This is a genomic window from Streptomyces sp. NPDC000410 (genome assembly GCF_040300305.1).
Lineage (GTDB): Bacteria > Actinomycetota > Actinomycetes > Streptomycetales > Streptomycetaceae > Streptomyces.
This window is the reverse complement of record NZ_JBEPDM010000019.1, coordinates 42,614-69,013: the sequence shown is the minus strand read 5'-3', so window position 1 is coordinate 69,013 and position 26,400 is coordinate 42,614. Positions and strand designations below refer to the sequence as shown.

At 70.4% G+C, this 26,400-nt stretch carries 28 protein-coding genes and 1 pseudogene; 26 read left to right on the top strand and 3 right to left on the bottom strand.

Annotated elements, in window-relative coordinates:
- Window positions 1-12: 12 nt before the first annotated feature.
- Window positions 13-888, bottom strand: a complete 876-nt coding sequence (locus tag ABT342_RS20395) for a methyltransferase domain-containing protein (RefSeq protein WP_351575458.1) — start codon at window positions 886-888, stop codon at window positions 13-15.
- A gap of 213 nt (window positions 889-1,101) precedes the next feature.
- On the opposite strand from ABT342_RS20395, the gene proS reads away from it, so the two are divergent.
- The 19 genes from proS (at window position 1,102) to ABT342_RS20300 (ending at window position 16,979) form a co-directional block, all read left to right on the top strand.
- A complete protein-coding gene (gene proS / locus ABT342_RS20390; RefSeq protein WP_351575455.1) occupies window positions 1,102-2,517 on the top strand; it encodes a proline--tRNA ligase in 1,416 nt (471 codons plus the stop codon).
- A 288-nt stretch (window positions 2,518-2,805) separates the two neighbouring features.
- On the top strand, window positions 2,806-3,399 hold the full coding sequence (locus tag ABT342_RS20385) for a hypothetical protein (protein WP_351575452.1): 594 nt from the start codon (window positions 2,806-2,808) through the stop codon (window positions 3,397-3,399).
- A gap of 203 nt (window positions 3,400-3,602) precedes the next feature.
- On the top strand, window positions 3,603-4,040 hold the full coding sequence (rpsP, locus tag ABT342_RS20380) for a 30S ribosomal protein S16 (protein WP_351575449.1): 438 nt from the start codon (window positions 3,603-3,605) through the stop codon (window positions 4,038-4,040).
- Window positions 4,041-4,042: 2 nt separating this feature from the next.
- Window positions 4,043-4,279, top strand: coding sequence for an RNA-binding protein (locus tag ABT342_RS20375; RefSeq protein ID WP_215084856.1), 237 nt, complete (start codon window positions 4,043-4,045; stop codon window positions 4,277-4,279).
- 88 nt (window positions 4,280-4,367) lie between these two features.
- Complete coding sequence (gene rimM, locus ABT342_RS20370; protein ID WP_351575445.1) at window positions 4,368-4,925, top strand: ribosome maturation factor RimM; 558 nt, start codon at window positions 4,368-4,370, stop codon at window positions 4,923-4,925.
- Window positions 4,925-5,746: a tRNA (guanosine(37)-N1)-methyltransferase TrmD gene (gene trmD / locus ABT342_RS20365; RefSeq protein WP_351575443.1), complete on the top strand. Its 822-nt coding sequence runs from the start codon at window positions 4,925-4,927 to the stop codon at window positions 5,744-5,746. Before rimM ends, trmD begins: the two co-directional genes overlap by 1 nt.
- A gap of 129 nt (window positions 5,747-5,875) precedes the next feature.
- Window positions 5,876-6,226, top strand: coding sequence for a 50S ribosomal protein L19 (gene rplS, locus ABT342_RS20360; RefSeq protein ID WP_351575441.1), 351 nt, complete (start codon window positions 5,876-5,878; stop codon window positions 6,224-6,226).
- 75 nt (window positions 6,227-6,301) lie between these two features.
- A complete protein-coding gene (lepB, locus tag ABT342_RS20355; RefSeq protein ID WP_351575438.1) occupies window positions 6,302-7,096 on the top strand; it encodes a signal peptidase I in 795 nt (264 codons plus the stop codon).
- Window positions 7,089-8,201 (top strand): signal peptidase I, encoded by a 1,113-nt coding sequence (gene lepB / locus ABT342_RS20350; RefSeq protein WP_351575435.1) that lies wholly within the window; start codon window positions 7,089-7,091, stop codon window positions 8,199-8,201. The genes lepB (ABT342_RS20355) and lepB (ABT342_RS20350) overlap by 8 nt, the downstream gene beginning before the upstream one ends.
- On the top strand, window positions 8,149-8,997 hold the full coding sequence (gene lepB, locus ABT342_RS20345) for a signal peptidase I (protein WP_351575591.1): 849 nt from the start codon (window positions 8,149-8,151) through the stop codon (window positions 8,995-8,997). The genes lepB (ABT342_RS20350) and lepB (ABT342_RS20345) overlap by 53 nt, the downstream gene beginning before the upstream one ends.
- A 235-nt stretch (window positions 8,998-9,232) precedes the next feature.
- Window positions 9,233-10,225 carry a signal peptidase I gene (lepB, locus tag ABT342_RS20340; RefSeq protein ID WP_351575589.1) on the top strand — a complete coding sequence of 331 codons (993 nt, stop codon included), beginning with the start codon at window positions 9,233-9,235 and terminating at the stop codon, window positions 10,223-10,225.
- Window positions 10,226-10,275: 50 nt separating this feature from the next.
- The gene (gene lepB, locus ABT342_RS20335) at window positions 10,276-11,034 is read left to right on the top strand and encodes a signal peptidase I (RefSeq protein ID WP_351575432.1); all 759 of its coding nucleotides are present in this window, start codon (window positions 10,276-10,278) and stop codon (window positions 11,032-11,034) included.
- Window positions 11,027-11,518 carry an NUDIX hydrolase gene (locus ABT342_RS20330; protein WP_351575429.1) on the top strand — a complete coding sequence of 164 codons (492 nt, stop codon included), beginning with the start codon at window positions 11,027-11,029 and terminating at the stop codon, window positions 11,516-11,518. The genes lepB (ABT342_RS20335) and ABT342_RS20330 overlap by 8 nt, the downstream gene beginning before the upstream one ends.
- A gap of 55 nt (window positions 11,519-11,573) precedes the next feature.
- The gene (locus ABT342_RS20325; protein WP_003965949.1) at window positions 11,574-11,882 is read left to right on the top strand and encodes a DUF2469 domain-containing protein; all 309 of its coding nucleotides are present in this window, start codon (window positions 11,574-11,576) and stop codon (window positions 11,880-11,882) included.
- A gap of 118 nt (window positions 11,883-12,000) precedes the next feature.
- Complete coding sequence (locus ABT342_RS20320) at window positions 12,001-12,363, top strand: YraN family protein (RefSeq protein ID WP_351575426.1); 363 nt, start codon at window positions 12,001-12,003, stop codon at window positions 12,361-12,363.
- Window positions 12,363-13,994 carry a YifB family Mg chelatase-like AAA ATPase gene (locus ABT342_RS20315; protein ID WP_351575423.1) on the top strand — a complete coding sequence of 544 codons (1,632 nt, stop codon included), beginning with the start codon at window positions 12,363-12,365 and terminating at the stop codon, window positions 13,992-13,994. Before ABT342_RS20320 ends, ABT342_RS20315 begins: the two co-directional genes overlap by 1 nt.
- 52 nt (window positions 13,995-14,046) lie before the next feature.
- The gene (dprA, locus tag ABT342_RS20310) at window positions 14,047-15,219 is read left to right on the top strand and encodes a DNA-processing protein DprA (RefSeq protein WP_351575420.1); all 1,173 of its coding nucleotides are present in this window, start codon (window positions 14,047-14,049) and stop codon (window positions 15,217-15,219) included.
- Between the two features lie 255 nt (window positions 15,220-15,474).
- Window positions 15,475-16,311 carry an RNA polymerase sigma factor WhiG gene (gene whiG / locus ABT342_RS20305; protein ID WP_351575417.1) on the top strand — a complete coding sequence of 279 codons (837 nt, stop codon included), beginning with the start codon at window positions 15,475-15,477 and terminating at the stop codon, window positions 16,309-16,311.
- A gap of 107 nt (window positions 16,312-16,418) precedes the next feature.
- Window positions 16,419-16,979: a TetR/AcrR family transcriptional regulator gene (locus tag ABT342_RS20300; RefSeq protein WP_351575586.1), complete on the top strand. Its 561-nt coding sequence runs from the start codon at window positions 16,419-16,421 to the stop codon at window positions 16,977-16,979.
- Window positions 16,980-17,309: 330 nt separating this feature from the next.
- Here ABT342_RS20300 and ABT342_RS20295 read toward each other — a convergent pair.
- A pseudogene (locus tag ABT342_RS20295) lies at window positions 17,310-17,771 on the bottom strand (peptidoglycan DD-metalloendopeptidase family protein); the annotation flags it as partial.
- Between the two features lie 257 nt (window positions 17,772-18,028).
- Between ABT342_RS20295 and rpsB the strand changes: the two are divergent.
- The 5 genes from rpsB to ABT342_RS20270 all read left to right on the top strand — a co-directional run bounded on the left by rpsB (window position 18,029) and on the right by ABT342_RS20270 (window position 22,530).
- Window positions 18,029-18,922 carry a 30S ribosomal protein S2 gene (gene rpsB / locus ABT342_RS20290; protein WP_351575414.1) on the top strand — a complete coding sequence of 298 codons (894 nt, stop codon included), beginning with the start codon at window positions 18,029-18,031 and terminating at the stop codon, window positions 18,920-18,922.
- Window positions 18,923-19,024: 102 nt separating this feature from the next.
- The gene (gene tsf / locus ABT342_RS20285) at window positions 19,025-19,861 is read left to right on the top strand and encodes a translation elongation factor Ts (protein WP_351575411.1); all 837 of its coding nucleotides are present in this window, start codon (window positions 19,025-19,027) and stop codon (window positions 19,859-19,861) included.
- A 158-nt stretch (window positions 19,862-20,019) separates the two neighbouring features.
- Window positions 20,020-20,802: a UMP kinase gene (pyrH, locus tag ABT342_RS20280; protein ID WP_351575408.1), complete on the top strand. Its 783-nt coding sequence runs from the start codon at window positions 20,020-20,022 to the stop codon at window positions 20,800-20,802.
- Window positions 20,803-20,851: 49 nt separating this feature from the next.
- Window positions 20,852-21,409 carry a ribosome recycling factor gene (frr, locus tag ABT342_RS20275; RefSeq protein ID WP_351575405.1) on the top strand — a complete coding sequence of 186 codons (558 nt, stop codon included), beginning with the start codon at window positions 20,852-20,854 and terminating at the stop codon, window positions 21,407-21,409.
- Window positions 21,409-22,530, top strand: a complete 1,122-nt coding sequence (locus ABT342_RS20270; protein ID WP_351575402.1) for a phosphatidate cytidylyltransferase — start codon at window positions 21,409-21,411, stop codon at window positions 22,528-22,530. The genes frr and ABT342_RS20270 overlap by 1 nt, the downstream gene beginning before the upstream one ends.
- Window positions 22,531-22,612: 82 nt before the next feature.
- Here the strand turns inward: ABT342_RS20270 and ABT342_RS20265 are convergent, their stop codons facing one another.
- Window positions 22,613-23,263, bottom strand: coding sequence for a hypothetical protein (locus ABT342_RS20265; RefSeq protein WP_351575399.1), 651 nt, complete (start codon window positions 23,261-23,263; stop codon window positions 22,613-22,615).
- A 671-nt stretch (window positions 23,264-23,934) separates the two neighbouring features.
- Here ABT342_RS20265 and rlmN point away from each other — a divergent pair.
- Window positions 23,935-25,041: a dual-specificity RNA methyltransferase RlmN gene (gene rlmN / locus ABT342_RS20260; protein ID WP_351575396.1), complete on the top strand. Its 1,107-nt coding sequence runs from the start codon at window positions 23,935-23,937 to the stop codon at window positions 25,039-25,041.
- A 260-nt stretch (window positions 25,042-25,301) separates the two neighbouring features.
- A complete protein-coding gene (locus ABT342_RS20255; protein ID WP_351575393.1) occupies window positions 25,302-26,393 on the top strand; it encodes a thiamine ABC transporter substrate-binding protein in 1,092 nt (363 codons plus the stop codon).
- Window positions 26,394-26,400 lie beyond the last annotated feature (7 nt).

Genomic DNA, 26,400 nt, shown 5'->3' with positions numbered 1-26,400 from the left:
GCCTCCCAAACCTCACCGTGTGCGCGCGATCAGGTACCGGAAGACGTTCGGCATCCACACCGCCCCGTCCGCCCGCACATGGGCGTGCAGCGCCTCCGCCACCTCCTTCTCCACCTGCCCCGGGTCCGTCGCCCGCACCGCCGCGTCGAACAGCCCCGTCGACATCAGCCCGCGCACCGCGCTGTCCACGTCCGCGTAGCCGAAGGGGCACGCCACACGACCCGAGCCGTCCGGCTTGAGGCCGGCGCGGGTCGCCACGTCCTCCAGGTCGTCGCGCCGGGTCGGCCGCCAGCCGCCGCCCGTGCGGAGGCGGTCGGTGAGACGGGCGGCCACCCGCAGCACGGCCGATGTGGAGCAGCGCTCCGGCGGGCCCCACCCGGCCAGGACGACCGCCCCGCCGCGCTCGGCGAGCGGAATTGCCGCCTCCAGCGCCGGTACGAGCCCTTCCGAGTCCCCCGCCGTGCACCCGATCGGGTGAAATGCGGTGATCATGGTGAACCGGGCGCGTGTGGGGTCCGCGGCCTCCTCGGGACCGCCCTCGACGAGCCGCGCCGCGCCTGCCGCGCCCGCCGCCCGTGCGCCGTCCGGCTCCGGCGTGAGCCGCTCGCGGGCCAGCGCGATCCGGGCCGGATCCGTGTCGACGCCCGTGACCCCCGCCCCGCGCGCCGAGGCCATCAGCAGGGCGAGTCCTGAGCCGCAGCCCAGTCCCAGCACCCGGGAATCCGGACCGACCTCCAGGTGCTCGTACACCGCCTCGTAGAGCGGCACCAGCATGCGCTCCTGGATCTCGGCCCAGTCGCGGGCGCGCGCCGCGGGGTCCGTGGACGCCGATACCGATGCCGTGGTCGATGCCTTACGGGGATGGTGCCGGACGAGCGTAGGTGTCATCGAAAAGCGCCCCAATCCGCCAAGAGGTCAGCTGTGCCCGGAAAGACAGCCCCCCGTGTACGTGCGCTCGCGCTCCCCCTGTATGTCAGGGAACTCCGCATCCGTTCCCGCGTCCAGAGGTCGCGCCGCAAAGCCTCGCGTGCTCCGTTCGCGCGCCCCCGCGCGCCCCGGTCGATTCCTCATCCAGGGTGCAGCCGCCGTACGATTCCCGCCATGGCAAAGGCACCCGTTCTCACGCCGCAGGCCGAGGACTTCCCCCGCTGGTACCAGGACCTGATCAACAAGGCCGAGCTCGCCGACAACGGCCCGGTGCGCGGCACGATGGTGATCCGTCCGTACGGTTACGGCCTCTGGGAACGGATGCAGCAGGAGATGGACGCCCGCATCAAGGAGGCCGGGGCGTCCAACGCGTACTTCCCGCTCTTCATCCCGCAGTCGTACCTGACGAAGGAAGCCGAGCACGTCGAGGGCTTCGCCCCCGAGCTCGCGGTCGTCACGCACGGCGGCGGCAAGGAGCTGGAGGAGCCGGTCGTCGTCCGGCCCACCTCCGAGACGATCATCAACGAGTACTTCGCCAAGTGGATCCAGAGCTACCGCGATCTGCCGCTGCTCATCAACCAGTGGGCGAACGTGGTCCGCTGGGAGATGCGCCCCCGGGTCTTCCTGCGCACCACGGAGTTCCTCTGGCAGGAGGGCCACACCGCCCACGCCACGTACGAGGAGGCCCGGGACTACGCGGCCCACATCCACCGCGAGGTCTACGCCGACTTCATGGTGAACGTCCTCGGCATCGATGTGGTGCTCGGCCGCAAGACCCCCAGGGAGCGCTTCGCCGGGGCCGTCAACACCCTCACGCTCGAAGGCATGATGGGTGACGGCAAGGCCCTGCAGATGGGCACGAGCCACGAGCTCGGCACCAACTTCTCCAAGGCCTTCAACACGACCTATCTGTCCCGGGCCGGCAAGCAGGAGCTGGCCTGGCAGACCTCCTGGGGCTCCTCCACCCGGATGGTCGGCGGTCTGATCATGTCGCACGGCGACGACAACGGACTGCGCGTGCCGCCGCGCCTCGCGCCCGTCCAGGCCGTGGTCCTGGCCATCAAGGGCGACGAGGCCGTGCTGGCCAAGGTGCGCGAGATCGGCGACCGGCTGCGGGGCGCGGGCATCCGGGTCCAGGTCGACGACCGCACGGACACCCCCTTCGGGCGACGGGCCGTGGACTGGGAGCTGAAGGGCGTGCCGGTACGCATCGAGGTCGGCCCGCGCGACCTGGAGGGCGGTACGGCGATGCTGGCCCGCCGCATTCCCGGGGGGAAGGAGCCCGTCGCCATCGACGCGCTCGCCGAGTTGCTGCCGAAGGTGCTGGAGGAGGACCAGGCGCTGCTGCTGAGCCAGTCGCGCGAGCGCCGGGAGTCCCGTACCGCCGATGTGTCGACGATCGCCGAGGCCGCCGACGCGGCGGTCGCCGGTGGCTGGGCGCGCATCCCGTGGGCGACGCTGGGCACCGAGGGGGAGGCACTGCTCGCCGATCAGGCCGTGTCCGTACGGTGTCTGGTCGCGGAGGACGGGTCGGTGCCGGAGAGCGACGACGCCCCGGGTACGCTCGCGATCGTCGCACGGGCCTACTGACGGTGCCCGGGGCGCAACCCGGCGCCCTCGCGCCCCTGGAGAGCAACCGCGCCCCGGCGGTACGCGCCGAGCCGGAGGGGTGGCCCGAAGCCTCCGTTGAGGGCGGTGGTGGGAGACGGGTGGGCGTACGTGTCACTACGTACCACCTTGGTGGGAGCTGTGAGGCTTCTCCGCAGATCGGCGCACCCGCCCTCGTCAGGACGCATCAACGGCAACTGACGGGTACGTGCAAATTATTTGGGATGCCCCGGAATGGAACCCAGGCGCGGCCCGGCTCGTTAGCACGACGTGAGCACGACACCACCTGTTCTCGCCGCAGAGCTGGCACAGGCGTGGGCCGACATTCAGCGGCACCACCCCGACCTGCCGGATCTTGCCGCGCCCGAATCCCTGATCGGAGAGTCCTCGTCCGCCTGCGGCCACGAGCTCTCCTTCGAGCGACTGCTCCATGAGGCAGTCCACGGCATCGCCGCCGCCCGAGGGGTCCGAGACACCTCCCGCGCCGGCCGCTACCACAACCGCCGGTTCCTGGCGATCGCCGAGGAGATGGGCCTGGACCACCCGGAGGAGCCACACCCGAGCAGCGGTTTCTCCCTGGTCACGCTCAACCCCGAGGCGAAGCGGAGGTACCGCCCGACGATCGAGCGGCTGCAGCGTGCCCTCGCCGCGCACACCGTCGCGACCGCCTCCGACACCAAGCGCACCTTCCGGGGCCCAGCCGCCCGGCACGGCTCGTCCGGTGGCGGTGTGCGGGTCAAGGCCGTGTGCGACTGCGGTCGTAACGTCAGAGTGGTGCCGTCGGTCCTCGCCCAGGCGCCCATCGTCTGCGGCGGCTGCGGAAAGCCGTTCCGCATCCCGGAAGCCGTGGGCGCGGCGAGCTGACCTGCCTGGCCGGCGGGGCGGCCGCCGCGGGGGACCGGGTCGGCCCGCCGGGATCCGTGTGGCACAATGGTCAGCTGTACTCGACAGTCGCATAGGACCCCTCTCTCCTCCGGCTGACGCGTCCATCGGGCACTCCGAGTACCGCAACCCCACGTGGCATCCCGTTGTGCCCAACCACGTCAAGACCAGGAGACACCACTCCAGTGGCAGTCAAGATCAAGCTGAAGCGTCTCGGCAAGATTCGCCAGCCCCACTACCGCATCGTCGTCGCCGACTCCCGTACCCGCCGTGACGGCCGGGCCATCGAGGAGATCGGTCTGTACCACCCGACGTACAACCCGTCGCGCATCGAGGTCGACTCGGAGCGTGCGCAGTACTGGCTGTCCGTCGGCGCCCAGCCGACCGAGCCGGTTCTCGCCATCCTGAAGCTCACCGGTGACTGGCAGAAGCACAAGGGCCTGCCGGCCCCGGCGCCGCTGCTGCAGCCGGCGACGAAGGAGGACAAGCGCGCCTCGTTCGACGCCTTCGCCAAGACGCTCGAGGGTGACGACGCCAAGGGTGAGGCCATCACCCCGAAGGCGAAGAAGACCGAGAAGAAGGCGGACGAGGCCGAGGCCGCCGCCGAGTCGACCGAGGCCTGAGCATGCTCGAGGAGGCTCTCGAGCACCTCGTGAAGGGCATCGTCGACAACCCGGACGAAGTGCAGGTGGCCTCGCGCAATCTGCGCCGCGGCCGGGTGCTCGAGGTCCGGGTGCACCCCGACGATCTCGGTAAGGTGATCGGCCGCAACGGTCGCACCGCGCGCGCCCTGCGCACCGTCGTGGGCGCCATCGGCGGCCGTGGTATCCGTGTCGACCTCGTCGACGTGGATCAGGTCTGACCTTTGTATTGAGGGCTGATGTAACGGGGCCGGAGGTGGCGCAAGCCACCTCCGGCCCTCGCATTTTCAACGGACTCAGGAGCTAGACGTGCAGTTGGTAGTCGGACGGATCGGCCGTGCCCATGGCATCAAGGGCGAGGTCACCGTCGAGGTACGTACCGACGAACCGGAGCTGCGGCTCGCGCCCGGCGCCGTACTGGCCACCGATCCGGCCTCGGCGGGGCCCCTGAGGATCGAGACCGGGCGTGTGCACAGCGGCCGCCTGCTGCTGCGCTTCGAGGGCGTACGGGACCGCAACGGCGCGGAGGCCCTGCGCAACACGCTGCTGATCGCCGACGTGGACCCGGACGAACTCCCGGAAGAGCCCGACGAGTACTACGACCACCAGCTGATGGACCTCGACGTGGTGCTCGCCGACGGCACTGAGATCGGCCGGATCACCGAGATCTCCCACCTGCCCTCGCAGGATCTCTTCATCGTCGAACGTCCCGACGGCAGCGAGGTGATGATCCCCTTCGTCGAGGAGATCGTCACCGAGATCGACCTGGCGGAGCAGAAAGCCGTCATCGACCCGCCCCCCGGACTGATCGACGACCGGGCAGTCATCGACTCCAGCCGGGACGAGGACTCCGAGGACGGCGCCTGATGCGGCTCGACGTCGTCACGATCTTCCCCGAGTACCTGGAGCCGCTGAACGTCTCGCTGGTCGGCAAGGCCCGGGCGCGCGGGCAGCTCGACGTACACGTGCACGACCTGCGGCACTGGACGTACGACCGGCACAACACGGTCGACGACACGCCCTACGGCGGCGGCCCCGGCATGGTCATGAAGACCGAACCCTGGGGCGACGCGCTCGACGACGCACTGGCCGCCGGGTACGAGACCGGCGCGCACGGCCCGGCGCTGGTCGTGCCGACCCCCAGCGGGCGCCCGTTCACCCAGGAGGTCGCCGTCGAGCTCTCCGAGCGGCCCTGGCTGATCTTCACCCCCGCCCGGTACGAGGGCATCGACCGCCGGGTGATCGACGAGTACGCCACCCGGATACCGGTCTACGAGGTCTCCATCGGGGACTACGTCCTGGCCGGCGGCGAGGCGGCCGTACTGGTCATCACCGAGGCCGTCGCGCGTCTGCTGCCCGGCGTCCTCGGCAACGCCGAATCGCACCGCGACGACTCCTTCGCGCCCGGAGCGATGGCGAACCTCCTGGAGGGGCCCGTCTACACCAAGCCTCCGGAGTGGCGCGGGCGCGGCATTCCGGACGTGCTGCTCAGTGGGCACCACGGGAAGATCGCCCGCTGGCGTCGCGACGAGGCCTTCCGGCGCACCGTGGCCAACCGGCCCGATCTGATCGAGCGCTGTGACCCCTCGGCGTTCGACAAGAAGGACCGGGAGATCCTCTCCATCCTGGGCTGGGCGCCCTCGCCCGACGGTCGATTTTGGCGCAGGCCCCAGGCCGTGGAAGAATAGGCCGCTGCCGTACGTCCGGCGTGCGCCCCTGCCACAGGGGGATACGACGCCCGCTCCGACGCCACGGCCCCATGACTCTCCCTCTCTCCCGCTGATGACCTGTGGCATCGGCGAAGAAAGCAGACGAACATGTCTCAGCTCCTCGACGCTGTCAAGGCCGCGTCCCTGCGGTCCGACGTCCCCGCCTTCCGTCCCGGTGACACCGTGAACGTCCACGTTCGCGTCATCGAGGGCAACCGCTCCCGTATCCAGCAGTTCAAGGGTGTCGTCATCCGCCGCCAGGGCTCGGGCGTCAGCGAGACCTTCACGGTCCGCAAGGTCTCCTTCTCCGTCGGCGTCGAGCGCACCTTCCCGGTGCACAGCCCGATCTTCGAGAAGATCGAGCTCGTCACCCGCGGTGACGTCCGTCGCGCCAAGCTCTACTACCTGCGTGAGCTGCGCGGCAAGGCCGCGAAGATCAAGGAGAAGCGCGAGAACTGAGCTCCGGCTCACACCCGCGCCCCCGCTGTGGACTTCATACGGCTCATACCTGCGGCCGGATAGCATCTGGCCGCGATGGACACCGAAGCACAGCACACGGAGCGCGACCGCTCATCCGCACCCGAGACCACCGAGTCCGGGCCGGAGGAGGGGTCGCGCTCCGCGCGCGTTTCCGGGCGCCCCGAGGCGTCCGCCTTCTGGGCGCGCATCTCCTGGCGGCGTGCCGGGCTGCTCGGGTGCGTCTGTGCCGTCTTCCTGCTGCTCCTCAGTCACTTCGTGGTGCAGCCCTTCCTGATCCCCAGCACCTCGATGGAGCCCACCCTCGCCGTCGGTGACCGGGTGCTGGTGAACAAGCTGGCGTACCGTTTCGGCTCCGAGCCGCGGCGGGGGGACGTCGTCGTGTTCGACGGCAGCGGCTCGTTCGTCCGCCAGGCGCCGGAGGAGAGCCCGGTCGCCGGGCTGCTGCACGGGGCGGCCGCGGGGCTGGGTCTGGCCGAGCCCGACGAGACCGACTTCGTGAAGCGGGTGGTGGGCGTCGGGGGCGACCGCGTGGTCTGCTGCGACGAAGGGGGAAGGGTCGAGGTGAACGGCGTACCCGTCGACGAGCGTTACGTGTACGTCGGCGATGCCCCGTCCCGGGTGCCCTTCGACATCGTCGTACCGCAGGGCACGTTGTGGGTCATGGGCGACCACCGCAGCAAGTCCCGCGACTCGCGTGATCACCTGGGGGACCCCGGCGGCGGCATGGTGCCCCTCGACATGGTGATCGGCCGGGCGGACTGGATCGGCTGGCCGGCCGGCCGGTGGTCCTCGCTGGAGCCGACCGCCGCCTTCGACGGCGTACCGGCTCCCGGAGGTGCCCATGGGTAACCGCGGACGTCGCGCGAGCCATCGGTCCGACACCCGGCTGCCTACCGGCACCCGTCCCACGGACGGTGCGCGGCCCTTGCCAGGGCGTGCGGAGCGGCGCAGGCTCGCACGCAAGGTGAAGCGACGGCGGCAGCGGTCCGCCGTGAAGGAGATACCGCTCCTCATCACCGTCGCGTTGCTGATCGCGCTGGTCCTGAAGACCTTCCTGGTCCAGGCCTTCGTGATCCCGTCCGGCTCGATGGAACAGACGATCAAGATCGACGACCGGGTGCTGGTGGACAAGCTGACGCCCTGGTTCGGATCGAAGCCCGAACGCGGCGACGTCGTCGTCTTCAGGGACCCGGGCAACTGGCTGCAGCAGGAGCAGGCCCCGAAGCAGGACGATCCGGTCGGCATCAAGCAGATCAAGCAGGCCCTGACCTTCATCGGGCTGCTGCCGTCCGACGACGAGCAGGATCTGATCAAGCGGGTCGTCGCGGTCGGCGGGGACACCGTCAAGTGCTGCGACGCGAACGGCAAGGTCACCGTCAACGGCGTACCGCTGAACGAGCCGTACCTGCACCCCGACGATCTCGACACCCCGTCCGAACGATCATTCGAGGTCGCCGTCCCCGCCGGGCGGTACTTCGTGATGGGGGACCACCGCTCCGACTCGGCCGACTCGCGCTTCCACCTCGAAGAGCAGTTCCGCGGCACGGTCGCCGAGGAGGAGGTCGTCGGCCGCGCGGTCGTCATCGCCTGGCCGTTCGGCCACTGGCGCACGCTGGAGCAGCGTGATGCGTACGCGTCGGTACCGGACGCACGTGGTGGTGCGGCCACCGCGCGCGGCCCGTCGCATAGTGTGGCCACTCAGGATCTGAACGGAATGACCCGGCTCCCGGGCTCTGCGGAACTCCCGCTCGTTATGGGAGTGGTGGGCCTGCATCGCCTCCGGTACGGGCGGGCGTGGGGCGAGGAGTGGACGAGGAGTGGATGTGGGGGACGTGGCGGTCGACGCACGATCCGGACGCGAAGGACCCGAAGGACCCGAAGGACCTGGGGGACCCGGCGAACTGCCCGATCCGCCGGGCGGGGCATCCGCGGACGCGACGGTCGGCGAAGGTGATCCGGACGGGGCCGGTCCGGGGGAGGACGGCTCCCCGAGGCAGCGGTCGTTCTGGAAGGAACTGCCCCTGCTGATCGGCATCGCCCTGGTCCTCGCGCTGCTGATCAAGACGTTCCTGGTGCAGGCGTTCTCGATTCCGTCGGACTCGATGATGAATACGCTGCAGCGGGGCGACCGGGTGCTGGTCGACAAGCTGACTCCGTGGTTCGGCTCGGAGCCCGAGCGCGGCGAGGTGGTGGTCTTCCACGATCCGGGCGGCTGGCTGGAGGGGGAGCCGACTCCTGAGCCGAACGTGATGCAGGACGTTCTGAGCTTCATCGGCCTGATGCCGTCGGCCGAGGAGAAGGACCTGATCAAGCGGACCATCGCGGTCGCCGGCGACACCGTGGAGTGCAAGAAGGGCGGCAAGGTCACCGTCAACGGGAAGGCGCTGGACGAGACGTCGTACACCTTCCCGGGGAGCACGCCGTGCGATGACATGCCCTTCGGGCCGTTCAAGGTGCCCGACGGCAAGATCTGGGTGATGGGCGACAACCGGCAGAACTCGTGGGACTCCCGCTATCACACCGAGGACGCGAACAACGGCTTCGTGCCGGTCGACCAGGTCGTCGGGCGGGCCGTCGTGGTGGCGTGGCCGCTCGGCCGCTGGTCCACGCTGCCGGTGCCGGACACCTTCGATCAGCCGGGTGTGAGTGCCACGGCGGCTGTGGCGCCCGGTGCGATCGCGATCGCCGCTGTCGTGCCGATCGCGCTCTGGCGCAGGCGGAAGCCGCAGCGCCCGGGGTCGGCCGGCTGACGTCCGAGTCGGCAGGATGAACTGCCCCCGGCCGTTCGGCGATCATGCCGAGCGACCGGGGGCGTTCGTCTGTGGTGGGCGTGCCGCGGTGCCCGGCGGCCCACCGACGGAAAGGCGATCGGAGAACGGCAGTAGCTCCGCGGAACTTCCGCTCGTTATTCGGGGAAGTGGGCTTGTGACGAACAGGGCCCAGAGGGCAGGCGTTGGCGCGGAATGAGGAGTGGATGTGAGCGACGTGGCCGTCGGTGCACGATCTGGACCCGGAGAGCCCGAGAAGAGGCCCGAGCAACCCGCTGACTCCGCCTACGATCCCGCGGACGACACACAAGATCCGGACGGGCACGGGAACGAGAGCTCCGCGGACGGGGGCGGCGGGAAGTCGGGGAAGCACCGGTCCTTCTGGAAAGAACTGCCGCTGCTCGTCGTCATCGCGCTGGTCCTCGCGCTGCTGATCAAGACGTTCCTGGTGCAGGCGTTCTCGATTCCGTCGGACTCGATGATGAACACGCTGCAGCGGGGCGACCGGGTGCTGGTCGACAAGCTGACGCCGTGGTTCGGCTCGGAGCCCGAGCGCGGCGAGGTGGTGGTCTTCCACGATCCGGGGGGCTGGCTGGACGACACCTACACGCCCGAGCCGAACGCGCTGCAGGAATTCCTCAGCTTCATCGGCCTGATGCCGTCGTCGAAGGAGAAGGACCTGATCAAGCGGGTCATCGCGGTCGGCGGGGACACCGTGGAGTGCAAGAAGGGCGGCAAGGTCACCGTCAACGGCAAGACGCTGGACGAGACGTCGTACATCCACCCCGGCAGCACCCCCTGCGACGACGAGCCGTTCGGGCCGATCAAGGTGCCTGAGGGCCGGATCTGGGTGATGGGCGACAACCGGCAGAACTCGCGGGACTCGCGTTACCACCAGGAGCTTCCCGGCCAGGGCACCGTCTCCAACGATCAGGTCGTCGGGCGGGCCGTCGTGGTGGCGTGGCCGCTCGGCCGCTGGTCCACGCTGCCGGTGCCGGCCACCTTCGACCAGCCGGGTCTGAACGCCGCGGCCGCTGTCGCGGCGGCGGCGGCGCCTGCCGCGCTCGGGGTGGCGGGCGCGCTGCCGATCGTGATGCTGAGGAGGAAGAGGCTCACCGACAGGCAGGCCGCGGGGCAGGCTGCCGCGCAGGCCACCGAGCAGGTCGCCGCGCACAGTGTGGGGCAGACTGCCGGGCGGACCGCCGGGTAGGGTGCCGCTCGGATCAGCGATCGTCGATCTCCGAGGTGGGGAGCGCTGGGATGAGCGGAACAGGACGTACTGAGGACGGCCACGGCCGTCTCGGCAGCCTGCTGTCGGGACTGGCCGTGGCCGTCGGCTGTGTGCTCTTCCTCGGAGGGTTCGGCTGGGGAGCCGTCCAGTACAAGCCGTACACGGTGCCCACGGACTCCATGTCGCCGACCGTCGCCGCGGGCGACCGGGTGCTGGCGCAGCGGATCGACGGCTCCGAGGTGCGACGCGGTGACATCGTGGTCTTCACCGACAAGGTGTGGGCCGATATGCCGATGGTGAAGCGCGTGGTCGCGGTGGGCGGTGACAAGGTCGCGTGCTGCGATGCGGACGGCCGGATGACCATCAACGGCAAGGCCATCGAAGAACCGTATCTGCGCGGTCAGGGAGCGGCGTCGCTGACGAAGTTCAGCGTCACCGTGCCCGAGGGACAGCTGTTCCTGCTCGGCGACGAGCGCGGCGGTTCCCTGGACTCCCGCACGCACCTTCAGGACGCCGGGCAGGGCTCCGTGCCGCGCGAAGCGGTCCAGGGGCGGCTGGACGCCGTGGTCTGGCCGCTGGGCAGTCTGCTGGAGCGCCCGCAGAGCTTCGCGGCGCTGCCGGGCGGGGTGTCGCAGCCGGGGCCGGTGAAGCTGGTTGCGGGGGCCGTGGTGCTCGGGGCCGTACTGGTGCTGGGAGGTGGGGTGTACGGGCCGGTCGCGCGGTTCATCGGCCGACGGCGTGCCCGCCCCGAGCCGGGGAAGCCTGGGAAGGTGACGGCCGATGTCTGAGCGGCGACTGAGGGAGGTCGCGAGGGTGATCCTGCTCGACCCGCAGGACCGGGTCCTGCTGATCCACGGGTTTGAGCCGGACGATCCCACGGACACCTGGTGGTTCACTCCGGGCGGCGGGATCGAGGGCGGTGAGACCCGTGAGGAGGCCGCGCTGCGTGAGGTCGCGGAGGAGACCGGGATCACCGATGTCGAGCTGGGCCCGGTGATCTGGAAGCGCGAGTGCTCGTTCCCGTTCGACGGGCGGCGCTGGGAGCAGGACGAGTGGTACTACCTGGCGCGTACGCGGCAGACCGCGACCAGTCTCGCCGGGCTGACCGGGCTGGAGCGGCGCAGCGTCACGGGGCTCAGGTGGTGGACCTCCGCGGAACTGTCGGCGGCGCGTGAGACGGTGTACCCGACCAGACTCGCCGAGCTGCTCCGCACGCTGCTCGACGACGGTCCTCCGAGTTCGCCGGTGGTCCTGGCCCCAGAAATCGTTTAGGGGAGCGGGGCGCTGGCGCACAATAGGGGGACGCACGGCTGAAGGGGAACATGCCATGAGTGCCGAGGACCTCGAAAAGTACGAGACCGAGATGGAGCTGAAGCTCTACCGGGAGTACCGCGACGTCGTCGGTCTGTTCAAATACGTGATCGAGACCGAGCGTCGCTTCTATCTCACCAACGACTACGAGATGCAGGTGCACTCGGTGCAGGGTGAGGTCTTCTTCGAGGTCTCGATGGCGGATGCCTGGGTCTGGGACATGTACCGGCCGGCCAGGTTCGTCAAGCAGGTCCGGGTGCTGACGTTCAAGGACGTGAACATCGAGGAGCTGAACAAGAGCGACCTGGAGCTTCCCGGCGGGTGATGGCCGGCGGGTGATCACCCCGAAGGGTGATGGAGTTGTCCACAGTCGTGCGGTTGTCCACCAAGATCCACTGCTGAGGGTGCGAGGCGTCAGAGTCGGTGCCGGAGGTGGTGCCGACATGAACGCACGGGGGGCACTGGGCAGGTACGGCGAGGAGCTGGCCGCGCGGCGGCTGGCCGAAGCCGGGATGACGGTCCTGGAGCGCAATTGGCGCGGTGGCAGGACCGGTGAGATCGACATCGTGGCCCGGGACGGCGACGCCCTGGTGATCTGCGAGGTCAAGACCCGCAAGGCCGGACCGTTCGAGCATCCGATGGCGGGCGTCACGGCCACCAAGGCGGAGCGGCTGCGGGGACTGGCCGAGCGCTGGATGCAGGAGCACGGCGGCGCTCCGCCGGGAGGGGTCCGGATCGACCTCGTCGGAGTCCTGGTCCCCGAGCGCGGCGCGCCCGTGGTCGAGCACGCGCGGGGGGTGGCCTGATGGGATTCGCGCGTACGTGCTCGGTGGCGCTGGTGGGTGTCGAGGGCGTGGTGGTCGAGGTCCAGGCCGACCTGGAGCCCGGCGTCGCGGCCTTCACCCTCGTAGGCCTGCCCGACAAGAGCCTGGTGGAGAGCCGTGACCGGGTCAGGGCGGCCGTGGTCAACTCCGACGCGGAATGGCCGCAGAAGAAACTCACGGTGGGACTCAGCCCCGCGTCCGTGCCCAAGAGCGGATCGGGTTTCGACCTCGCCGTCGCGTGCGCCGTGCTCGGCGCGGCGGAGCGCATCGACCCGAGGGCGATCGCCGATCTGGTGCTCGTCGGTGAACTGGGGCTGGACGGCAGGGTCCGGCCGGTGCGCGGGGTGCTGCCGGCAGTCCTCGCGGCAGCCGACGCGGGATACCGGCAGGTGGTCGTCCCCGAGCAGACGGCAGGGGAGGCGTCGCTCGTGCCGGGCGTGTCCGTCCTCGGAGTGCGGAGCCTGCGCCAGCTGATCGCCGTGCTGAACGACGAGCCGGTGCCGCAGGAGGAGCCCGACGGCGAAGGCCGCCCCGACGCCATGCTCGCCGGGCTCATGGTGCCCGGTGCCGGGGTGGGCACGGGGCTGGCCGCACACCCGGACGACGCCGACGGGCAGTGGCCCGACCTCGCGGACGTGGCCGGCCAGCACGCCGCCCGGACCGCCCTGGAGATCGCGGCGGCGGGAGCCCACCATCTGCTGCTCCAGGGCCCGCCGGGCGCGGGCAAGACGATGCTGGCCGAGCGGTTGCCGGCGGTGCTGCCGGCGCTGGCCCGCCAGGAGTCCCTGGAGGTCACCGCCGTCCACTCGGTCGCGGGAATCCTGCCGCCCGGTGAGCCCCTCGTGCGCAGGCCGCCGTACTGCGCTCCGCACCACTCGGCGACGATGCAGTCCCTCGTCGGCGGCGGACAGGGCCTGCCGAGGCCCGGAGCGGTGTCCCTGGCGCATCGGGGTGTGCTGTTTCTGGACGAGGCCCCGGAGTTCTCGGCGAAGGCGCTCGACGCACTTCGCCAGCCTCTGGAGGCCGGGCATGTGGTCGTCGCCCGCAGTGCGGGGGTGGTCCGGCTGCCGGCGCGCTTCCTCATGGTGCTCGCGGCCAACCCGTGCCCGTGCGGGCGGCACACCCTGCACGGCGCCGGGTGCGAGTGCCCGGCTTCGGTGATCCGCCGCTACCAGGCGAGGCTGTCCGGGCCGCTCCTCGACCGGGTGGACCTGCGGGTCGAGGTGGAGCCGGTCAGCCGTTCCGATCTGCTGGGGCACGGGGGCCGGGGCGAGCCGACCGAGGTCGTCGCCGCCAGGGTCCGGGAAGCCAGGGCCAGGGCCGCCGCCCGGCTGGAGGGCACCCCCTGGAGCGTCAACAGCGAGGTCCCCGGCCACGAACTGCGCACCCGCTGGCAGGTGGCCCCCGGCGCGCTGGGCGCGGCCGAGCGCGACATGGAGCGGGGGCTGCTCACCGCCCGGGGCATGGACCGCGTCCTGCGAGTCGCCTGGACGGTCGCCGACCTCGCCGGTCGCGACCGGCCCGACGCCCGCGACGTGGACCTCGCGCTGCAACTGCGCACCGGCATCGCCAGAGGTGTCCCGGCCGGGGCGGTGGCAGGAGCCGCGCCGTGACGGGGCGCGCCGGGGGCACGGGCCCCGGGCGCCGTGGGCGCGGGGGGCTCGTATGACGGCGGGCGTGAGTGATGAGGAGCGGCTGGCGCGCGCCGCGTTGACGAGGGTCGTCGAACCGGGTGACGAACACGCGGGGCGGTGGCTGCGCGAGTACGGCGCGGTGGAGCTCATGGCACGGCTCACCGCGCCCGCGCCCGCGCCGGCGGAGGGCGCGTTGACCGGCGCGGGGGAGCGGCGCATCGCGGGCTACCGGATACGGGCCGCGGGCGCCTGCCCGGAGCGGGACCTCGAAGCGATGGCGGAGGCGGGCGGGCGTTTCATCTGCCCGGGCGACCCCGAATGGCCGAGCCAGCTCGATGACCTCGGGGCGGCGAGACCCGTGGGGCTCTGGCTGCGGGGCCGCCCTGATCTGCGGATATGGGCCCTGCGCTCGGTCGCCGTGGTGGGTGCCAGGGCGTGCACGCTGTACGGTGCGCACGTCGCCGGCAGCCTCGGCTCCGGGCTCGCCGAGCGGGGCTGGGTCGTCGTCTCCGGTGCCGCGCACGGGGTGGACGGGGCCGCGCACCGGGGCGCGCTCGCCGCCGGAGGAGCGACGGTCGCGGTGCTCGCCTGCGGCGTCGACGTCGTCTATCCACGCGCTCACGCCGAGTTGATCGGCCGCATCGTGGAACAGGGTCTGGTCATCGGCGAGTTGCCGCCCGGCGGCCATCCGACCCGCAGCAGATTCGTCCTGCGCAACCGCGTCATCGCCGCCCTCACCCGGGGCACCGTCGTCGTGGAGGCCGAATACCGCAGCGGCTCGCTCGTCACCGCCCGCCACGCCCGGTGTCTCGGCCGCTTCACGATGGGCGTTCCAGGGCCGGTGACCAGCGGACTCTCGGCCGGGGTGCATGAACTGCTGCGCGGAGAGGCGGTGCTCGTCACCGACGCCGCCGAAGTCGCCGAGCTGGTGGGGGACATCGGCGATCTCGCGCCGGAGCGTCGCGGGCCCGTACTCCCCAGGGACCTCCTCGGACCCTCCGGCGCGCGGGTGCTGGAGGCGCTCCCGGCCCGGGGCGGCCTCGACGGGGGTGCCATCGCCCGCAGGGCCGGGACCACACCGGACGAGGCGGTCGTCAGGCTGTACGAACTGCAGTCGCTGGGGTTCGTCGAACGTCACGGTGACGGCTGGCAGTTGACGCCGAGCGCGATGTGCCCTTCGAACGCCCGGCGAGGCGGTGCTTGACCTGGCGCATTCGGGTGAAATGGTGAGGGGGATGACCTTCGCATTTCCCGCGGTGACGCCGTGGGGGCCGGCGCGTACGGCGTCGGCCCCCGTTCGAAGGTGTGGCCGACCGTGCGTACCCCGCACAGGCGCGATCCCCCGATGTTCGCGCACCGCAATGCTCCAGTCACGCTACGCTCACCAGGTTCCCCACCCAGCCATCGGTCCACATGAACGTCCCCTCACACACCACAGCAGAACGGCTCAAGGCAACGCATGCCCCAGCACACCTCCGGGTCTGACCGCGCGGCAGTGACACCCGCTGCCCGTGGCGCCCTGCGGCCGCCCGCGCCCTCGTCGCTCGACGAGTTGTGGCGGTCGTACAAGGCCACGGGCGACGGCCGGCTGCGGGAGCAGTTGATCCTGCACTACTCACCGCTGGTGAAGTACGTCGCGGGCCGGGTGAGCGTCGGACTGCCGGCCAACGTCGAGCAGGCCGACTTCGTCTCCTCGGGAGTCTTCGGTCTCATCGACGCCATCGAGAAGTTCGACATCGAGCGGTCGATCAAGTTCGAGACATACGCGATCACCCGCATCCGGGGCGCCATGATCGACGAACTGCGGGCCCTGGACTGGATCCCGCGCTCCGTGCGGCAGAAGGCCCGTGCGGTCGAGCGGGCCTACGCCACCCTGGAGGCCCAGCTGCGGCGCACCCCCTCCGAGAGCGAGGTCGCCGCGGAGATGGGGATCGGGCTGGAGGAACTGCACTCCGTTTTCAGCCAGTTGTCGCTGGCGAACGTGGTGGCCCTGGAGGAGCTGCTGCACGTCGGAGGCGAAGGCGGCGACCGGCTCAGCCTGATGGACACGCTGGAGGACACCGCGGCGGACGATCCGGTCGAGGTCGCCGAGGGCCGCGAGCTGCGCCGCCTCCTCGCGCGCGCGATCAACACCCTCCCGGACCGCGAGAAGACCGTGGTGACGCTCTACTACTACGAGGGCCTCACGCTCGCCGAGATCGGCAATGTCCTCGGGGTCACCGAGAGCAGAGTCAGCCAGATCCACACCAAGTCCGTGCTGCAGCTGCGGGCCAAGCTGGCCGACGTCGGCCGCTGACACGAACCGACGCGATCACCCCCCCGCCGCGAAATCGTCCCTGTCCCCGTCCCCCTGAACGGTCTCGGCCGTAAAGTGGTCCCGTGCCCAGGATTCGAGCGGCCTCCGTGGCCGAGCACCGGACCATGCAGCGAGGCGCCCTGCTGGACGCCGCGCGCTCCCTGCTGTCCGAAGGCGGTACGGAAGCGCTGACCTTCCCCGCCCTCGCCGAGCGCACGGGCCTGGCCAGGTCGTCCGTCTACGAGTACTTCCGCTCCCGTGCCGCCGTCGTCGAGGAACTGTGCGCCGTCGACTTCCCGGTCTGGGCGGCCGAGGTCGAGGCCGCCATGGAGCGGGCCGCGACGCCCGAGGGCAAGGTCGAGGCGTATGTGCGCCAGCAGCTCGAACTGGTCGGCGACCGGCGTCACCGGGCCGTCGTGGCGATCTCCGCGAGCGAGCTGGACGCAGGCGCGCGCGAGAAGATCCGCGCTGCGCACGGCGGGCTCGTCGCGATGATCGTGGAGGCGCTCGGGGAGCTGGGCCACCAGCAGCCCAGGCTGGCCGCGATGCTCCTCCAGGGCGTCGTCGACGCGGCCGTCCGCCGTATCGAACTCGGCGCGGCGGAAGAGCCCGCCGAGATCGCGGAGGCCGCGGTGTCGATGGCTCTGCGCGGGGTCTGCGGCGACTGACCCCCCGGCTCGGCCCCGCCCGCCGCTCCTCCGGGCCGGTGCCCGCCCGCCACTCTCCGGGACGTGCCCGCCGGACCGCGTCAGCGTCCGGTGCGACCACGCCGCCGCGGCGGCCAGCGCCATCGCCTGTGCGGTATCCGTATCCGTATCCGCATCCCCCGGCGCGGGCGCATCCGCAGGGACCGGATCCGGCCGCGGTAGCGGGACGCCGAAGACCGGCAGCAGCCGGGAAGGGCCCCGGCGCAGCTGCTCCTCGGAAAGCAGCGACAGCGGGTCGAGGTAGACGTCCCCGCGCCGCAGGCCCCAGTGGAGACACCCCGAGGGGCAGTGCGACGGGCCGGCCGGGCGGACGGCCACCACCTGGCCCGCGGTCACCGAAGTGCCCGCCGTCACCACAGCGCGCACCGGTTCGTACGTGGTGCGCAGCGCGGGCTCGCCCGTACCCGACAGGGTGATGGACAGGACCCCGCGCCCGGCCACCGTCCCCGCGAACGACACCACGCCCGCCGCCGCGGCCCGCACCGCCGTGCCCGGAGGTGCCGCCAGGTCCACCCCGCGGTGCCCTCGCCCGTACGGGGAGTCCGGCGGCTCCCACCCCCTCACCACGGCGGGGCGCGGCGGACCCACCGGCCAGGTACCCGCACCCGGCCCCGCACCCGGCCCCGCACCTGCACCCGCACCCGGGCCCGGAGGCCCCGCCCACGCGGTCCCTCCCGCCAGGGCCCACACCAGCCCAGCCAGCCCCACCAGCACCGACACCAGCACCGACGTCACGACACGTACGCGATTCATGGGCCGACGGTCCCGCACCCCGCCCCGCCCCCGCTGATCATGGTCCGGATCTGTGGACTACTGACTGGTTGTGGACAGCGCCGTCACCCGGCACCGCGCCCGTCCCGTACACTTCTTCTGGCGATCCGGGTCACCGGGTCGACTTCGCACGCCCCGCCACCACCCTCAACCTCGGTCGGTGGCCGCGCTCCTCGGTCCCTTGTGGCACGGCGCGTCGGGGCGTCAGGACATAACCGAGAACTCAAGGAGATACGGCCATGGCCGTCGTCACGATGCGGGAGCTGCTGGAGAGCGGCGTCCACTTCGGTCACCAGACCCGTCGCTGGAACCCGAAGATGAAGCGCTTCATCTTCACCGAGCGCAACGGCATCTACATCATCGACCTGCTCCAGTCGCTGTCGTACATCGACCGCGCCTACGAGTTCGTCAAGGAGACCGTCGCGCACGGCGGCTCCATCATGTTCGTCGGCACCAAGAAGCAGGCGCAGGAGGCGATCGCCGAGCAGGCGACCCGCGTCGGCATGCCTTACGTCAACCAGCGCTGGCTGGGCGGCATGCTCACCAACTTCTCCACCGTCTACAAGCGCCTTCAGCGTCTGAAGGAGCTCGAGGCGATCGACTTCGAGGACGTGGCCGCCTCCGGCCTCACCAAGAAGGAGCTCCTGGTCCTCTCCCGCGAGAAGGCCAAGCTGGAGAAGACCCTCGGTGGTATCCGCGAGATGCAGAAGGTGCCGAGCGCCGTCTGGATCGTCGACACCAAGAAGGAGCACATCGCCGTCGGTGAGGCGCGCAAGCTCCACATCCCGGTCGTCGCGATCCTCGACACCAACTGCGACCCCGACGAGGTCGACTACAAGATCCCGGGCAACGACGACGCGATCCGCTCCGTCACCCTGCTCACCCGCGTGATCGCCGACGCCGTCGCCGAGGGCCTCATCGCCCGTTCCGGCGTCGCCACCGGTGACTCGAAGCCGGGCGACAAGGCCGCGGGCGAGCCGCTGGCCGAGTGGGAGCGCGACCTGCTCGAGGGCGAGAAGAAGGCCGACGAGGCCGAGAAGCCGGCCGAGGCCGCTGCCGAGGCTCCGGCCGCGGACGCCGAGGCTGCCGAGGCCGCCGCCGAGGCTCCGGCCGCGGACGCCGAGCAGGCCTGACACCACAGGTTCGGTTGTTGACGGCGGGGGCCCATAAAGCCCCCGCCGTTGGCCCGTAGATCGTTCGACTCTTCGACTTCAGACTTCAGAGAGATCACAGACATGGCGAACTACACCGCCGCTGACGTTAAGAAGCTCCGCGAGCTCACCGGCGCCGGCATGATGGACTGCAAGAAGGCGCTGGACGAGGCCGACGGCAACGTCGACAAGGCCGTCGAGGCGCTGCGCATCAAGGGCCAGAAGGGCGTCGCCAAGCGCGAGGGCCGCTCCGCCGAGAACGGTGCCGTCGTTTCCCTGATCGCCGACGACAACACCTCCGGTGTCATCCTCGAGCTGAAGTGCGAGACGGACTTCGTCGCCAAGGGTGAGAAGTTCCAGGCTGTCGCCAACGCCCTCGCCGCCCACGTCGCCGCGTCGAACCCGGCCGACATCGAGGCGCTGCTCGCCTCCGAGATCGAGCCCGGCAAGACCGTCCAGGCGTACGTCGACGAGGCCAACGCCAACCTCGGCGAGAAGATCGTCCTCGACCGCTTCGCCCAGTTCTCCGGCGGGTTCGTCACTGCGTACATGCACCGCACCATGCCGGACCTGCCCCCGCAGATCGGTGTTCTCGTCGAGCTCGACAAGCCGAACGCCGAGGTCGCCAAGGGCGTCGCGCAGCACATCGCCGCCTTCGCGCCGAAGTACCTCTCCCGCGAGGACATCCCGGCCGAGGTCATCGAGTCCGAGCGCCGCGTCGCCGAGGAGACCACGCGCGCCGAGGGTAAGCCCGAGGCCGCCATCGCGAAGATCGTCGAGGGTCGTCTCAACGGCTTCTTCAAGGACGCCACCCTCCTTGGCCAGCCGTACGCGCTCGACAACAAGAAGTCCGTCCAGAAGGTTCTGGACGAGGCCGGTGTCGCCCTGACGCGCTTCTCGCGCATCAAGGTCGGCATCTGAGCCGGTACGCGATCGACACGGGAGCCCGCTAGGGTTTCCCAGCAGTCGTCGGCCGCGTGGATGCCGGACGACCGCAGATCTGACGAGGAGGCCATTGCCGCAGGGACACCAGGACCCACCGGCAATGGCCTTCTTCGTATGTGCACGAGGAGATCTCCATGAACAAGGGCGCGGACGCCAACCAGGCTGCCGACGACAACAGCGACCACGCCGGCAAGAAGGCCGGCCGCTTCATGCTGAAGCTGTCCGGTGAAGCGTTCTCCGGAGGCGGTGGACTGGGCGTCGACCCCGACGTCGTACACGCCATCGCCCGCGAGATCGCCGCCGTCGTACGGGACGGCGCACAGATCGCGATCGTCATCGGCGGCGGAAACTTCTTCCGGGGCGCCGAGCTGCAGGTCCGCGGCATGGACCGGGCGCGCTCCGACTACATGGGCATGCTCGGCACGGTCATGAACTGCCTCGCCCTCCAGGACTTCCTGGAGAAGGAAGGCATCGACTCGCGCGTCCAGACCGCCATCACCATGGGCCAGGTCGCCGAGCCGTACATCCCGCTGCGCGCCGTGCGCCACCTGGAGAAGGGCCGCGTCGTCATCTTCGGCGCCGGTATGGGCATGCCGTACTTCTCCACCGACACCACCGCGGCCCAGCGCGCCCTGGAGATCGACGCCGAGGCCCTGCTCATGGGCAAGAACGGTGTCGACGGGGTCTACGACTCCGACCCCAAGGCCAACCCGGACGCGGTGAAGTTCGACGCGCTGGAGTACGGCGAGGTGCTCGCCCGCGACCTGAAGGTCGCCGACGCCACCGCCATCACCCTCTGCCGCGACAACGATCTGCCCATCCTGGTCTTCGAACTGCTGGCCGCGGGCAATATCGCGCGGGCGGTCCGGGGTGAGAAGATCGGCACGCTCGTGAGCGACCAGGGCACCCGGGCCTGATCCGGGGGCACTCCCCCCGGGACCTACTCAAGACACGCAGGAGCAAGTGGTGATCGAAGAGACCCTCCTCGAAGCCGAGGAGAAGATGGAGAAGGCCGTCCTGGTCGCCAAGGACGACTTCGCCGCGATCCGCACCGGGCGTGCGCACCCGGCGATGTTCAACAAGATCGTGGCCGACTACTACGGTGCGCTGACGCCCATCAACCAGCTGGCGTCGTTCTCGGTGCCGGAGCCGCGGATGGCCGTGGTGACCCCGTTCGACAAGACCGCGCTGCGCAACATCGAGCAGGCGATCCGCGACTCGGACCTGGGCGTCAACCCGAGCAACGACGGCAACATCATCCGGGTGGTCTTCCCCGAGCTGACCGAGGAGCGCCGCCGCGAGTTCATCAAGGTCGCCAAGGGCAAGGCCGAGGACTCGAAGATCTCGATCCGCTCCGTGCGCCGCAAGGCCAAGGAAGCCATCGACAAGCTGATCAAGGACGGCGAGGTCGGCGAGGACGAGGGCCGGCGCGCCGAGAAGGAGCTCGACGACACCACCGCGAAGTACGTCACGCAGGTGGACGAGCTGCTCAAGCACAAGGAAGCCGAGCTGCTCGAGGTCTGATGAACGACTCTTCCTGGGGGTCCCCGCCGAGCGCCGGTTACTGGGGGCCGCCCGACCAGGGGGCCCTCCCGGCGGGTCCCGCATACGATGAGCATGCTGCCCAGCACACTCGGCCCATGCCCATCGTGCCGGACGTTCCCGGCGATCCCGACGCAGGTAGAGACGTCACCGACCGCTACGCCCGCGCCCGGGGGGCCGCTCCGCAGAGTGGCCCCCCGTTCCGCGACGAGATGCCGCAGGAGCCCATGCCCACCCCCCCGCCGCCTGCGGCCTCCCAGCCCTCGCAGCCGCCTCAACCGCCGAAGAAGCGCGCCGGCCGTGATCTGCGGGCCGCGATAGGGGTCGGTGTCGGCCTCGGCGCGGTGATCATCGCGGCCCTGTTCGTCGTCAAGGCGGTGTTCGTCGGCGTGATCGCCGTCGCCGTCGTCGTCGGGCTGTGGGAGCTCACCTCACGGCTCGAGGAGCGCAAGGGGATCAAGGCGCCTCTGGTGCCGCTCGCGCTGGGCGGCGCGGCCATGGTCGTGGCCGGCTATGTGCGGGGTGCGGAGGGCGCGTGGGTCGCCACGGCGCTGACCGCGCTGGCGGTGCTGGTCTGGCGGATGACCGAGCCGCCCGACGGCTACCTCAAGGACGTCACGGCGGGCCTCTTCGCCGTGTTCTACGTCCCGTTCCTGGCCACGTTCGTCGCGATGATGCTCACGGCCGAGGACGGGCCGCAGCGGGTGTTCCTGTTCCTGCTGCTGACCGTGGTCAGCGACACCGGCGCGTACGCGATCGGCTGGCGCTTCGGCAAGCACAAGCTCGCGCCACGGATCAGCCCCGGGAAGACCCGCGAGGGACTGTTCGGAGCCGTGGCGTTCGGCATGGGCGCCGGCGCGCTCTGCATGCCGCTCCTGATCGACGGCGGCACCTGGTGGCAGGGCCTCCTGCTCGGCCTCGCGGTCGCTGTCAGCGCGACCCTGGGCGACCTGGGCGAGTCGATGATCAAGCGCGACCTCGGCATCAAGGACATGGGCACGCTGCTGCCCGGCCACGGCGGCATCATGGACCGGCTCGACTCCTTGCTGCCGACGGCACCGGTGGTGTGGTTGCTGCTGGTGGTGTTCGTGGGGGCGGGCTGACCGGCCACGGTGCCGCGCGGCGGAGCCGCGAATCGAGCACAGCATGGGGGCGGACTGACGCCTTACGCATGTACGGAGGGGCTCACCGTCCACGGACGGTGGGCCCCTCCGTGCTGCCGCGCGCCCGGCCGCGTACGTGGTCCGGGTACCACTCGGTGAAGCGGAAGGCCGCGACGATCGCCGCGATCTGGATGATCCAGCCGGTCCAGACGTTGTCCGGGTCCTGCAGGACGAGATCGCCGTAGGCACCCGCGATCGCGGCCACCATGAAGGCGAGCCCCCACACGCCGGTGATCGCGTAGTTGACGCGCATGAACGTGGGGGAGTTCCAGTACGCGCGGTCGACCTGTTCCCTGGCGTACTGCACCGTAAACGGCACCCGGGCCATGATGGAGCCGAAGGCGACCAGCATCAGGGCGATGTTCGAGACCTCGCCCGCGTAGGTCTCCAGCCAGCGGAGCGTACCCGCGTCGGCGAAGATCCCGATGATCGCGAGCAGCGCGAAGAAGACCACGTCCGCCACTTCCAGGATCTTCAGCGAGCTCCCGGGACGCGCGATCCGGCCGCCGATGACCAGCACGAGCGAGGCGGCGAGGGCGAGCGCCACCGAGAGTTCGAAACGCCCGGGGCCCACGAGGACCGAGAAGATGATCCAAGGGGCCATGCCCAGGACCGGATTGTCGAGCAGACCGGCCGGCCGCCGGCCACCGGTGGAGTCCGACACGGCGTTCATGCGAGAACCTTCCGGATCACGAGTCCCCGTCTCCAGGCTGACCCGGGGGCACCGGGTTCGCGACACGGGGGCTGTCCGGACGATGGGGAACGCAGACACGATTGAGCGGGTGCCTCGTAGCCGACATCCTTCTCGAAGGATGAGCCCCGGACCCTCGGCCTGGGGCTCATGCGCATGACCCGCTTGTCACCGTAAAGGCGAGCGAGTCTTCAGCGCTTCTTGGTCTTCCGCTGCTGCGGGGGCGTCCATTCCCCCCGATGGAGCTGGCAGCGGGAGTAGCCGATCATTGCTGGGTTCTTGCATGGCCTCCCCGTCGTGGTCTTGGTCGATCCGCACTTGACCTGGTAGCCCACGTGTCCTCCCCTGTCGATGGAGCGAGACAGGAGAATCGTCCCCTGAGCCGGTCGGCGCGGGTGTGCCGTTCGTCTCAGCAGGCCAGTTCCTGGGCCCTTGCGGCCGGATCCGGCCGTCGACGCAGACGAGCCAGGGCTCGGTGTGACCGGCCTTCTGCCAGCCTCGCGCGAGCGTCCGCCAAGGCCAGAGAGGCGATCGCCGGGCCGTCTGTGGGCCGTCCCGGGGTGACCCGGGACGACCCACAACGACCACCAACGACCACCATGGCGGTCTTCCGCCTCAGGGCACGAGCTGCCGTCTGCGACACTTGAGAAACCATGCCCAAGCCCGGAGAACTCACTTTCGTCGCGCCCCGCGGAGCCAAGCAGCCCCCGCGGCACCTCGCCGACCTCTCGCCCGCCGAGCGCAAGGACGCCGTCGCCGCGATCGGCGAGAAGCCGTTCCGCGCCAAGCAGCTGTCGCAGCACTACTTCGCGCGGTACGCCCACGACCCCGCCCAGTGGACCGACATTCCCGCCGCCGCGCGCGAGCGGCTCGCGAGCGAGCTGCTGCCCGATCTGATGTCCGTCGTCCGGCACATCTCGTGCGACGACGACACGACCCGTAAGACGCTGTGGCGGCTGCACGACGGCACGCTCGTCGAGTCGGTCCTGATGCGCTACCCGGACCGGGTCACGATGTGCATCTCCTCGCAGGCGGGCTGCGGTATGAACTGCCCGTTCTGCGCCACCGGCCAGGCCGGGCTCGACCGCAACCTGTCCACCGCCGAGATCGTGCACCAGATCGTGGACGGCATGCGCGCCCTGCGCGACGGTGAGGTCCCCGGAGGACCGGCCCGCCTCAGCAACATCGTCTTCATGGGCATGGGTGAGCCGCTCGCCAACTACAAGCGGGTCGTGGGCGCCATCCGCCGGCTCACCGACCCCGAGCCGGACGGCCTCGGGCTCTCGCAGCGCGGGATCACCGTCTCGACCGTCGGACTGGTCCCGGCCATGCTGCGGTTCGCCGACGAGGGCTTCAAGTGCCGCCTCGCTGTCTCGCTGCACGCCCCGGACGACGAGCTGCGCGACACCCTCGTGCCGGTCAACACGCGCTGGAAGGTGCGGGAGGTCCTGGACGCCGCCTGGGAGTACGCGGAGAAGTCCGGCCGCCGGATCTCCATCGAGTACGCCCTGATCCGTGACATCAACGACCAGGCGTGGCGTGGCGACCTGCTCGGCAGGCTGCTCAAGGGCAAGCGCGTGCACGTCAACCTGATCCCGCTCAACCCGACCCCCGGGTCGAAGTGGACCGCCTCGCGCCCCGAGGACGAGAAGGCGTTCGTCGAGGCGATCGCCGCCCACGGCGTGCCGGTCACCGTGCGTGACACGCGGGGGCAGGAGATCGACGGAGCGTGTGGTCAGCTGGCGGCTTCCGAGCGCTGACGACCCCTGCGAGGCCAGCTCCCCTGGAGGGCCCCGTGCCCCTGGAAGGGCCCCGTGTAATCTGGGCTCGAACATTTGCATATTCCGACAGGGGAGCGCCACAGCGCTGAGAGTGCGGTGTCCGTCAGACCGCAGACCCTCTGAACCTCGCCCCGGTCATTCGGGGTAGGAAGTTCGGACGTTACTCAAGCTGTTGCGCCCTGCCCATTCCCATGGGCAGGGCCGCGTCTCTTCCTGGTCACACCCAGGAGGACATCTCAGTGAGCACCACCAAGAGGATCACGGCCACGGCCGTGGCCGCCGCCCTCGGCATCACCACGCTCGCGGCCTGCGGCGGCGAGTCCGAGCAGCCGAAGGGCAAGGGCTCGGGGTCCAAGACGGTCACGCTCGTCAGCCACGACTCCTTCAACTACACCCCCGCGGTGCTGAAGGAATTCACCCGGCAGACCGGCTACACCGTCAAGGTGCTCAAGAGCGGCGACGCCGTCGAGGCGCTCAACAAGGAGATCCTCACCAAGGGCTCCCCACAGGGCGACGTGTTCTTCGGCGTCGACAACACGACGCTCTCCCGCGCCCTCGACAACGACCTCTTCACTCCGTACGAGGCCAAGGGCCTGGACCGGGTCCCCGCCGCCGTCCAGCTGGACAAGGACAAGCACCGGGTCACGCCCATCGACACCGGCGACATCTGCGTCAACTACGACAAGAAGTACTTCGCCGACAAGAAGCTGGCCCCGCCGCAGACCCTCGACGATCTGGCCAAGCCCGCCTACAAGGACCTGCTCGTGGTCGAGAACGCCGAGCGGTCCTCGCCCGGCCTCGGCTTCCTCCTCGGCACCGCCGCCGCCTACGGCGACACCGGCTGGCAGGACTACTGGAAGAAGCTGAAGGCCAACGGCGTGAAGGTCGTCGACAGCTGGGAGCTCGCCTACAACCAGGAGTTCTCCGGCTCCGCCGGCGGCAAGGAGGCCAAGGGCGACAGGCCGCTCGTCGTCTCGTACGCCTCCAGCCCGCCGGTCGAGGTGCTCTACGCGAAGCCGCAGCCCAAGGAGGCGCCGACCGGGGTCTCCACCGGCACCTGCTTCCGCCAGACCGAGGCCGCGGGCCTGCTCAAGGGCGCGAAGAACGAGGCCGGGGGCAAGGCCCTGCTGGACTTCCTGATCAGCAAGAAGTTCCAGGAGGACATGCCGCTCAACATGTTCGTGAACCCGGTGGCGAACGACGCCGCGCTGCCGCCGCTGTTCACCCAGCACGGTGTGGTGATCGCGAAGCCGCAGACCATGGCTCCCGAGAAGATCGCGGCCAACCGTGACCAGTGGATCCAGTCGTGGTCCTCGCTCGTCCTGAAGTAGTGACGAG